The organism is Rhizobium sp. BR 317, from assembly GCF_047445835.1.
GTDB classification, from domain to species: domain Bacteria; phylum Pseudomonadota; class Alphaproteobacteria; order Rhizobiales; family Rhizobiaceae; genus Rhizobium; species Rhizobium paranaense.
The window spans coordinates 115,624-125,250 of sequence record NZ_JARWLB010000020.1 but is presented as its reverse complement, the minus strand read 5'-3'; the positions used below and the strand labels follow the sequence as shown (position 1 = coordinate 125,250).

The following is a 9,627-nucleotide window of genomic DNA, read 5'->3' as shown; positions in this document are numbered from 1 at the left end:
GCCACCACCTCATCAGCCTGAAGCATATCCCCGTCCTGCATCGTTCGCGACAATGCAGGATGCGATAAAATCGTGCTCGTCATCCATCACTCCTCGTTTTGACACGAGGGGTCAGTTCTTCGGTTCGTTAGGGGGTCAGTTTTTCATTTCGCCCGACACCAACGGAGCTGGAAGGCGGGATCGCATCTATGGCGAAGCTCGCCGCCCAACCAGGAATGGAGGCGGAAGGAACGCCGCTGCTCGAGTATGAGATACTCGATCAGGCGGAGACGCGCCGCCGCTTGCCCCTCGTCGGCGAGACAGTGGCAGGTGCGATCTTCAGCCGCTCGACGGTCACGCAAACCCGCTGCGGCTGTTCGCCGCCTTTCACAAGGCGCTGCAGCAGCGTGGCGTTCATTATCCGCCGCATCGGACGACGACTGCGATACGCCATTGCGCCGGCGTAGCATCCCAATTCGCATCGAACACCTGTTATGAGTAGGGGCCGCATAGGTCATGCAAAAAATGCCGAGCGGCGTTGAAGCGGAAGAATCGTGGAAAATACAGCTTCAACTATGAGCTATGTATGTATATAACTATCTAGTAGTTAATCACGCGAGAGCAATCGGTTCTTATGTCATCCATACGTCTTTTCATCTTGTCCTCATTCGCGGAGATTGGACCAATGCACGGCCATCGCTTGAGACTGGAGGCGGACAGAAAGCGAGTGCCATTTTGGACGGATATCCCTGTTGGCGCAGTCTACGGGGCAATGAAACGTCTCGCTGCTGAGGGCCTGCTGCGGGAAGCTGGCCAAGAAAAGCAGGGTAACCGTCCAACGCGTCAACTGTATGAAATCACCGACGCAGGTAAGACGACGCTTGAGGAACTGCGCATCTTAGGGCTGACCGACATCTGGTTCAAATACGATCCATTCGATCTAGCGTTGACGAAAGCAAACGCCAAAGATCTCGAGGATTTCACCGCTGTCTTGGCCGACAGGCTTGAGCGCATGAAGGCATTGCTGGCCGAGCGGCGCGAAATGATTGAGGGCGCCATTCCCTACATAGGGCTGATCGAAGAGTGGGCACTTCGTCATACGGAGCGCCGTCTCGCCGCGGAGGTCGATTATCTAACCGAGCTCATAGCTTTCGCGCCCGCCATATCCGACGACCAGCACAATCCACGCGCTCGGAAGGAGAAGGTGCTGACCAAAACCAAAGGCGGACAGCGTTATATGAAGCAGAAATAGGCATACTCTGCCGACCTTGACGAGGTATTGTCGACTTGCCTGAGCGCAGTGGTTMGATAGCGCAAGCAATCCGATAAAGGGCCTGGCAAATTCCGCATTTACTGATGTGTTTCGCGACTGGCCAAAGCTGCTCCCGCCGGTAACTCACTGACGTCCAGCGGCGCATCGGCAGGCAATGCTGCTGTTGCTGCAATCCGGCCGCGATCTGATGTCGGCCTGCCCCATCCCGACGGGATGTAGTTCCTCGATTGCTGTTCATTGTTTCCCCCTTTTGTCCGCATGCTCCTCAATAGCGGTCGTCGCCGCGGCCGAAGCGACGTTCGAGAAATACTCACGACATTCCAAGATCGGCGGGACACCATCATCTCGCTTACTTGCAAAAGTCATTATTCTCTCAACGACACCTTCGCTGAATGACCGACGGCGGAATAGGGACTCGCCGACGCAATTTTTGTATAGTTGCTCTTGTAAGAGTAATTTGGCATGAGTATATTTCCTTAAACAATCAAGGCAATCTCAAGAGGTCTTCTGTGAAATCCATCCGCATCCATGGCTTCAATACGCCGGCTGTCATCAACGAAGTTTCGGTTCCATCAATCGAGGCGGATCAAGTTCTTGTCCGCGTCATGGCCTCGGCTCTCAACCCATTGGATATCGGTCTGATGGCAGGCTGGGCCGCGCGATTCTTCCCGATCGAATTCCCGTACGCGATCGGATGCGACTTTGCGGGCGTGGTCGAACGGGTTGGCGACGCCGTCACTACGTTCAAGCCAGGGAACGCCGTCGTTGCGTGGGCGGATCCACTGACAGGGGGCGGTCTTTCGGAATATTCTGCCGTGCCAGCCAAAAGCTGCGTTCTACTACCATCGTCGCTAACGCCGATAGAGGGTGCGGCTATTCCAACTGCTGGAAGTACGGCTTGGCACGGGCTGTTCTCGGAAGGCCATATCAAACCCGGTGAAACCGTCCTGGTCCACGCGGCATCCGGCGGAGTTGGGATCTTCGCGGTGCGGTTCGCGAAGAAAGCTGGAGCGCGAGTTTTAGCGACCACATCTGGCGCTGGTATCGACCTGGTGCGCTCGCTTGGAGCAGATGAAGTCGTCGACTACAAAAAGCAGGACTTTGCACAGGTGTTTCGCGACGTCGATCTGGTTTTAGACCTCGTCGGAGGTGAGACGCAGTCGCGCAGCTATCCGGTTTTAAAGCGCGGCGGGCGACTCGTATCAACCACAAGTCCGCCGGATGTTGCGGTGGCAAGTGCGCATGGCGTGTCGGCAACCATGATGTATGTCAAACCGTACGCTTCCCGCCTTGATGAAGTGGTAAGGGCCGTTGCTCAGGACGGGTTCAAAGTAGTTCTCGATACCTCGGTACCCTTCGAGGCATTCAACGACGCAATCGAGCGTCAGAGATCTGGTCGCGCACGCGGAAAGATCATCATTACCCAATCCTGAACTAACGACCAGGGCGATAGTTGGCATATTTTAATTCCGGAAGGACGATGAGATGAGTGATATTTCGAAAGCTGGCGTGTACGCCCTCGGCCACCGGCAGGTAAATAGGATGGGCTATGGCGCAATGCAACTTGCCGGTCCGCACGTCTTTGGACCGCCGAAGGACCGCGGCGCGGCGCTGGCGGTTCTGCGTGCTGCGGTCGAAGCTGGCGTGAACCATATCGATACCAGCGACTTTTATGGCCCCCACGTCACCAATGAGCTAATCCGTGAGGCGCTGCATCCGTATCCTGCAGATCTGGCCATCGTTACCAAAGTTGGTGCAAGGCGAGGGAACGACGCGTCGTGGATGCCTGCACAGACACCGCACGAACTGAAGCAGGCTGTTCACGACAATCTGCGCAATCTAGGCCTTGATGCTCTGGACGTCGTCAATTTCCGTATTATGGGTGGAGGCCGATGGGGGGGCTCCATCGAAGAAAGCTTTAGTGCACTCGCGGAACTGCGCGATCAGGGTTTGATCCGCCACCTGGGCTTGAGCAATGCCACGGCCGTACAGGTCGCCGAGGCTCAGAAGATTGCGCCTGTTGTCTGCGTTCAGAACGAATTCAATATCGTCAATCGTACCGACGACGCGCTTATCGACAAGCTTTCGGAGGAGAAAATCGCCTATGTCCCCTTTTTCCCTCTTGGTGGGTTCTCCCCGTTACAGTCCAAAGGTCTTGGAGCGGCAGCCGAACGGCTTGGCGCAACCTCTCGCCAACTCGCATTGGCCTGGTTGCTGGCGCGTGCCCCGAACGTACTGCTCATCCCCGGCACCTCGAGCGTCAGGCATCTTCACGAGAACCTTGAAGCGGCCGCAATCGAACTTTCGGCCAACATTCTTGGGGAACTGGACGCACTCGCCTAATCTGAGATGAAGCGCTGCGGATGGCAATGGCGTGCCGTTCCACGTCAAAAATAGATTTCGCAATTCGGAAAATCCCCGCATGTTTGGATTTGGCAACTCCCCTCAGGAGACGCTAGCCGCGCCCCTGCTCGCCATGACACTGGCCGCCTTTCTGATGTCAGGATTGATGCGTTGGCGCGGCGTCGTGCTCGCCACCGATTTCCTGATGCCCGTTTCGTTGCTGGCCGCCTATTGGCTCGTCTACAATAAGGTGCCGGCCTGGCCTCCGGTCGGCGCGGTCAACAAGCTGTTCTACGTGATCGCGGTCGGCGCGCTGGTGGGTCTCACTGCTGAAATCGTCGCCCCGCGCTCGGTTCGCATTCTCGCCCTTGTTCAGCCGGTGGCCGCGGCATTCTACATTGGCCAGCCCCGACTGGGCGTGGCCACCTGGGAAGTTCTGGTGGCGGCCACCGTCGGCATTTTCCTGATGTGGTGTCTGTTGCCCGGCGCAGCGGGTCGGGAGGACGACGTGAAGCGGGGTGGTGTCGGCTCTGCCCTCGCGCTCGGTTTTGCGCCGATCGCGCTTTTGGGCGCGTCGTCCTCCTCGTTCCAGCTTTGCCTGATGTTCGCGGCGAGCTCATTCGGGATTCTGGTCGTGCACGGTGTCCGTCCGGCTTTTCGCTTCGGTGGAGTATCGTCGATAGGTGCCTTGGGCGGCCTGATCGCGATAGCTTTTACTGTAGTCCTGATCACGCGCAAAACCGATCTCATTGCCGTCTCGGTCCTTATCCTATCGGTCGTCCTACCTATGTTCTCGGACCGAATTTGCCGGGCAACCGGCCTATCGAAGCCATTTCCGCTTCTGTTCGTCCACGTACTTCTCGCTGCCTTACCCGCCGCCTTGGCGGTCGTCGTAGCGTTCCTGGATTACGGTTCGAGCTTTCCCGTTTAACCTGAGAGGAGAATGAAAAATGAAAGCCAGACTTGCAGCAGTGTCGCTTTCGATGGCGGCATTTGCCGGGGCGGTGTCGCCGGCATGGGCCACGAAGTTCGATATCGATCCGGTCCATTCGGGGATCGCATTCTACATCGACCACCTCGGCTTTGCGAAGGTGATCGGCGTGGCGGAGGAATTCTCCGGCGCGTTCGATTTCGACGCAAAGAAGCCGGAAGCCAGTAGTCTCGACGTCAAGGTGACCGTCGCGTCGATCTCGACGAATAACAAGCAGCGCGACGGCGACATCCAGGGCGCCGACTGGTTCAACGCCACGGAATTCCCTGACATCACCTTCGTCGGCAAGGAATTCAAGAAGGTGACCGACACCACCGGACAGATCATCGGCGATCTGACGATCGCAGGCGTCACGAAGTCCACCACGTTGGACGTCACGTTCAACAAAGAGGGGCAGAACCCTTGGAGCAAAAGCCACGATATCGGCTTCAGCGCAACGACGAAGGTCAAGCGCAGTGATTTCGGTATGAAGGCGGCGCTCGGTATGATCGGTGACGATGTCGATCTAGTCATCCAAGTCGAGGCGAGCGAGCATCAGGGCTGAATAGAAAAACCGGCAAGTCAGCTTCCACATCCGGTGCAGAGCTCCGGATGTGGACAATAGTTAAGACCTCAAACAGAAGGTAAAGAAAAATGCTGAAGCTTGGACTGATCGTCGGTAGCACTCGCCTCAATCGCTTTGCAGATAGACCCGCTAGAGGGCTTATGGAAGGTGCCGAGGATCGTAGCGACTTTAGGCTCACTACCCTTGATCTAAGAGAGGCCGATCTCTTATTTTTTCAAGATGCTGTGCCGCCAGCGTACGCAGGAGGGGTGTTTTCGAACGCCGCTGCCGACGCTTGGCGGAGGAAACTAGGCGAGTTCGACGGCTTCATTGCCACAGTTGCAGAATAGAATTCCGGCCAACCGCAGCCCTGAAGAACGCTTTAGATTTCGCTCCCACCGAGTGGCCTCGGGAGCCGATTGCATTCACGGATTGTGGCGGGATTGGTGGCGCTCGCGCTATCGATCATCAGCGCATAATCACGGTCGGGCTTTCGATGGTGCCGCTTCTCAGTCAGATGAGGGCGCCGCTCGGCCGCCGCCAAAAGCGTCATACCGTCATCCGAGGTGATGCATCCACTTCGAAAGCGGCTGTGGCCTACTTGCGTCCAATGGCAAGAAAAGCAAACGGCAAAACGTATCGTCGGTCATGGCGAGCCTGGCTCGCAAGATGTGGTCGGAAGGTCTTGCTCAGACAACCGAATCCGACCCTATAATATACCCATACAGAAATACTCCTGCAAGAGCAATGATCAATAGGGCGGCGGCGAGTCTCAATCACCGCGTCCGTTGTCCCCACCGAGGAGCGTCATGTCGCGACGAAGGAGCGGAATCGCGACCTTACGACAGGCCACAGCCGTACCGTCGATATTTCTCAGGCTTTGCGGAAGATGCTCATAAGCCGGGATTTTCGAAACGATTGGCCAAGTGTTTGTAGACAGTGGTCCTTGAAAGTCCGAGTTCCCGAGCAGTGCGGGATATGTTCTGCCCGGTCTTTTCGTAGACCGACCGGATTTCCTCACACTTGGCGCGGCTGAGCGGCCTGTCCCGACATTCGTCGCAGCAATCTCGAGCAGGGTCGGGGTTGAGTTTGGCCTCGTCGAAACAGCTTTCATCGACGTAGTCCGCACACCGTCGCACCAAGGCGCGCTGCAGGACGGACCTGAGCTCCCGGATATTGCCGGGCCATCTTCGCTGTGAGAGGGCGGCGATGGCCGCATCAGTCACAGGTGTTCCGGGCGCGATCTTCTCCATGAGGTGGCGCACGATGCTTGCAAAGTCGGTCCGGCCGCGCAGTGGCGGTAAGCGGATGGAGAAAGCGTTCAGACGGAAATAAAGGTCCGCCCGGAACTGCCTTTGCGCCACCATGTTTTCCAAGTCCCGATTGGTTGCCGAGACGATCTGAATATCCACCTTCTGCGTCTTTTGCGCGCCGACAGCGCGAATCTCCATGCTGTCGAGAAACCTAAGCAACGAGGTCTGTGCTGCGAGCGGAATATCGGCGACCTCGTCGAGGAAAAGGGTGCCGCGGTCAGCCATGCGCGCCAACCCGATAGAGCCTTCGGCGCGCGCATTGGTGAAGGCGCCGCGCTCGTGGCCAAAGATTTCCGCAATGAACAGCTCTTCCGGCACGGCGCCGCAATTGAGCGCGACGAACTCACCCTTGCGTGCGCTGACCTTGTGGACATGCTGCGCCATCAGCTCCTTGCCGGTGCCGGTTTCACCGGTAATGTGCACCGGCATGCAGAGCGTCGCCGCCTCGGCAATATCGTCGAGCGATCGTTTAATGGCCGGATCGTGCGCCACGAAGTCCGGCGCTCTCTCCTTGCGGATCAGAGCCGGCATGGCTTGTGACGTTTGCTTTCGCATCGGAGCGTGGTGCTGGCCGATCTGCCGGCAGACCATGAAGACGCCACTGCCTGCCCTATCTCGGATCCGGATGGCACCACCCTTCAACAGGCCGTCGACCGCTTGACCGAAACCGGCTTCGAACAGCGTGTCGAAGTGGTTGCCAATCTTTGCAGGCAGACCGTCCAGCAAGGTCTTGGCCGGACGATTGATCGAAACGATCTCGCCATCGAGCGTGACAGAAACCAGACCTGCGGAGAGCGTGTCGAGATATTCCACGCGCGGATGGAATGCGAAGACAAAGCTTTTGGAATGGCTCTGGTAAAGGAGGCCGTTTTCGATCTGGGCCGCAGCCATACGGACCAAGGCATGCGTATGTTCCTGCCGAGCTTCATGGGCGCAGGAGGCATCGAGCAGGCCAAGAACCTTTCCGTCGGAACCGAAGATAGGCGAGGCCATGCAACTGAGATGCCCATGGCAGGCAAAATAATGTTCCCGCCCGTAGATCGCCACCGGCTTCTCGACGAGGGCGGCCAGCCCTAGCGCATTGGTCCCACGCTCACTTTCGTTCCAGATGCTGCCCGGAATGATCGCGCGGCCGGCTTCGCTTTCTGCGAAATGCTGGTCACTGATCGTATCTAAAACGATGCCGTTGGCATCGCCGAGCGCGATCATGAAATTCGAACCGGCGATCTGAGAATGCAGGAGTTGCATCTCGGCGAGCGCCAGCAGGCGCATTGCGGCGTTCTCCTCGCGCCGCCGCTTCACATTCACGAAGGCAACAACGTTGTGCCGCGGCATGCCGCGTGGATCGAGATTCAAATCCCGGCATCGCTGCCAGCTTTCTGCTACGACGGGATTCAGCATTCCAATGGGAAAACGCTCGCCCTTCTCCAACGCTTTGCGCGCGCGGTCCATTCCTGATAGATGTTGCATGCGCCTCCTCCATGCATAACTTCGAACAAGATAACTGCTTCCATTGCACCTGCGCAATGAACAGAAACTGGACAGATCCTCTGTTCACTCCGTTCAGAAGATGAACGGCCTTTCTTCAGCTTTGTTCAATTATCTTATTGAAATTGCCTGTGTTCCCCAAACGGCATGATACTTGCGCATGATTCCCTGTAACGGCCATTGGCCCAGCGAAGCAGGAGACATCAGCATGAAAGCGCAAGTTCTGACGCATTATGACGAAAAGCTGGAAACGGGACGATGGGTCTCGCTTCAGGATGTTCCCGACCCAACGATCAAGAAATCCACTGACGTGATCGTACGGATCGGCGGTGCCGGGGTGTGCCGCACAGATCTGCATATTATCGAAGGCATCTGGCGGCCGCACATGGATCCGAACGGCAACACGCTTCTGCCGCTGATCATGGGGCATGAGAATGCCGGCTGGGTTGAAGCTGTCGGCAAAGAGGTCGAAGGCATCAAGGTCGGCGATCCGGTGATCGTGCATCCAAAAATCTCTGGTGGCACTTGCCTTGCATGCCGCCGCGGCTTCGACATGCATGGCCCAGGAAAGTTTCCAGGGCTCGACTGCGACGGTGGCTATTCCGAATATCTCTGCACCTCGGAACGCAACATCGTGCCGCTGCCGAAGACGCTGGCGCCCAAGGATGTGGCTCCCTATGCCGATGCCGGCCTCACAGCCTACCGCGCCGTCAAGAAGGCGACCCGCCACCTGTTGCCCGGTGAATCTGTTGTCGTTATCGGCGCCGGCGGCCTCGGTCATATCGGCATCCAGTGCCTGAAGGCCATGTGTGCCGCCGACGTGATCGTCGTCGATATCTCGGACGCTTCGCTCACGCTTGCCGGCAACATCGGGGCCGATAAGCTGGTCAAGGCCGATGGTAATGAAGTCGAGGCCGTTCTCGAGCTCACGGGAGGTCAGGGGGCTGAAGCCGTTATCGACTTCGTCGGCGAGAAAGGTACAACGCTGAAGGGCCTGAAGATGACCCGGCCGATGGGTAGCTACTATGTCGTCGGTTACGGGGAAGACATTCGTGTTCCGACCGTCGACATGGTCATCACCGAAAAAAACATCATCGGCAATCTCGTCGGCACCTGGGCGGAATTGACTGAACTGATGGCGCTCGCCGATCGTGGGCTCGTCGATCTGACGACTGTGGAATACCGTCTCGCAGATGCCAACCAAGCGCTTAAGGACCTTCGTGACGGCAAGATCCACGGACGCGCGGTGCTCATTCCTTAATATGCCGTTCGGTCGCGCAGCTTCTGCTCCCCGCCGGGACGCACGGCGGGGAGCGCTTATGGCCGAGAGGGGCCGAAGGAAGGAAAAAGGATGTGCAGAGTATTGACAGACCAAAGCTCGCAAAGATTCGTGAAGGTTAGCCGATCGGTCCGGATTTCCGGGCATTCGACCAGTATCCGGCTCGAGATGGCGTTCTGGCAGGTTCTGGAAGGCATGGCGAAGAGCGAAGGCCTTTCTATCTCCAAGCTGATTGCGCAGCTTTATGCCGAAGCCCTGGAGCGGTCGGTCGGCATGTCGAGCCTGGCTTCCATCCTGCGAACTGTTTGTCTGCTCTATTACGAGGAGCGCCGAGGCGCAATCGTGACGGCACAGCAGGCGTGAAGGCCGGGTCCGGGGAATGGAAAGCATCGCTCGGCCCCGGTCTTGCCGGATCGT

General features: G+C 57.6%; 10 protein-coding genes. 8 read left to right on the top strand and 2 right to left on the bottom strand.

The window, feature by feature from the left end:
• Positions 1-259: 259 nt before the first annotated feature.
• Positions 260-397, bottom strand: a complete 138-nt coding sequence (locus tag QD357_RS25765) for a hypothetical protein (RefSeq protein WP_183940767.1) — start codon at positions 395-397, stop codon at positions 260-262.
• A gap of 216 nt (positions 398-613) precedes the next feature.
• Between QD357_RS25765 and QD357_RS25760 the strand changes: the two genes are divergently transcribed.
• From QD357_RS25760 to QD357_RS25735, 6 genes are all read left to right on the top strand, one after another.
• Positions 614-1,231: a PadR family transcriptional regulator gene (locus tag QD357_RS25760; RefSeq protein WP_281397275.1), complete on the top strand. Its 618-nt coding sequence runs from the start codon at positions 614-616 to the stop codon at positions 1,229-1,231.
• A 530-nt stretch (positions 1,232-1,761) separates the two neighbouring features.
• Positions 1,762-2,685 (top strand): NADP-dependent oxidoreductase, encoded by a 924-nt coding sequence (locus QD357_RS25755; protein ID WP_414125317.1) that lies wholly within the window; start codon positions 1,762-1,764, stop codon positions 2,683-2,685.
• A gap of 52 nt (positions 2,686-2,737) precedes the next feature.
• Complete coding sequence (locus QD357_RS25750) at positions 2,738-3,595, top strand: oxidoreductase (RefSeq protein ID WP_183940762.1); 858 nt, start codon at positions 2,738-2,740, stop codon at positions 3,593-3,595.
• Between the two features lie 79 nt (positions 3,596-3,674).
• The gene (locus QD357_RS25745) at positions 3,675-4,526 is read left to right on the top strand and encodes a hypothetical protein (RefSeq protein WP_183940760.1); all 852 of its coding nucleotides are present in this window, start codon (positions 3,675-3,677) and stop codon (positions 4,524-4,526) included.
• Positions 4,527-4,545: 19 nt separating this feature from the next.
• Positions 4,546-5,130: a YceI family protein gene (locus tag QD357_RS25740; protein WP_183940758.1), complete on the top strand. Its 585-nt coding sequence runs from the start codon at positions 4,546-4,548 to the stop codon at positions 5,128-5,130.
• Positions 5,131-5,219: 89 nt separating this feature from the next.
• On the top strand, positions 5,220-5,480 hold the full coding sequence (locus QD357_RS25735; protein WP_183940755.1) for an NAD(P)H-dependent oxidoreductase: 261 nt from the start codon (positions 5,220-5,222) through the stop codon (positions 5,478-5,480).
• Positions 5,481-6,023: 543 nt separating this feature from the next.
• On the opposite strand, the gene QD357_RS25730 is transcribed toward QD357_RS25735, so the two are convergent.
• Positions 6,024-7,913, bottom strand: coding sequence for a sigma-54-dependent Fis family transcriptional regulator (locus QD357_RS25730; protein WP_183940754.1), 1,890 nt, complete (start codon positions 7,911-7,913; stop codon positions 6,024-6,026).
• A 226-nt stretch (positions 7,914-8,139) separates the two neighbouring features.
• Here QD357_RS25730 and QD357_RS25725 point away from each other — a divergent pair, with 226 nt between their 5' ends.
• Together QD357_RS25725 and QD357_RS25720 are read left to right on the top strand one after the other, a co-directional pair.
• Positions 8,140-9,192: an NAD(P)-dependent alcohol dehydrogenase gene (locus QD357_RS25725; protein WP_183940752.1), complete on the top strand. Its 1,053-nt coding sequence runs from the start codon at positions 8,140-8,142 to the stop codon at positions 9,190-9,192.
• A 129-nt stretch (positions 9,193-9,321) separates the two neighbouring features.
• Positions 9,322-9,573 (top strand): ribbon-helix-helix domain-containing protein, encoded by a 252-nt coding sequence (locus QD357_RS25720; protein WP_183940750.1) that lies wholly within the window; start codon positions 9,322-9,324, stop codon positions 9,571-9,573.
• Positions 9,574-9,627 lie beyond the last annotated feature (54 nt).

Bases quoted from the DNA above. Each gene is read 5' to 3' on its own strand.
- QD357_RS25760 (WP_281397275.1), top strand. From the start codon at position 614: ATGTCATCCATACGTCTTTTCATCTTGTCCTCATTCGCGGAGATTGGA.
- QD357_RS25735 (WP_183940755.1), top strand. From the start codon at position 5,220: ATGCTGAAGCTTGGACTGATCGTCGGTAGCACTCGCCTCAATCGCTTT.
- QD357_RS25750 (WP_183940762.1), top strand. From the start codon at position 2,738: ATGAGTGATATTTCGAAAGCTGGCGTGTACGCCCTCGGCCACCGGCAG.
- QD357_RS25725 (WP_183940752.1), top strand. From the start codon at position 8,140: ATGAAAGCGCAAGTTCTGACGCATTATGACGAAAAGCTGGAAACGGGA.
- QD357_RS25740 (WP_183940758.1), top strand. From the start codon at position 4,546: ATGAAAGCCAGACTTGCAGCAGTGTCGCTTTCGATGGCGGCATTTGCC.
- QD357_RS25730 (WP_183940754.1), bottom strand. From the start codon at position 7,913: ATGCAACATCTATCAGGAATGGACCGCGCGCGCAAAGCGTTGGAGAAG.
- QD357_RS25745 (WP_183940760.1), top strand. From the start codon at position 3,675: ATGTTTGGATTTGGCAACTCCCCTCAGGAGACGCTAGCCGCGCCCCTG.
- QD357_RS25765 (WP_183940767.1), bottom strand. From the start codon at position 397: ATGAACGCCACGCTGCTGCAGCGCCTTGTGAAAGGCGGCGAACAGCCG.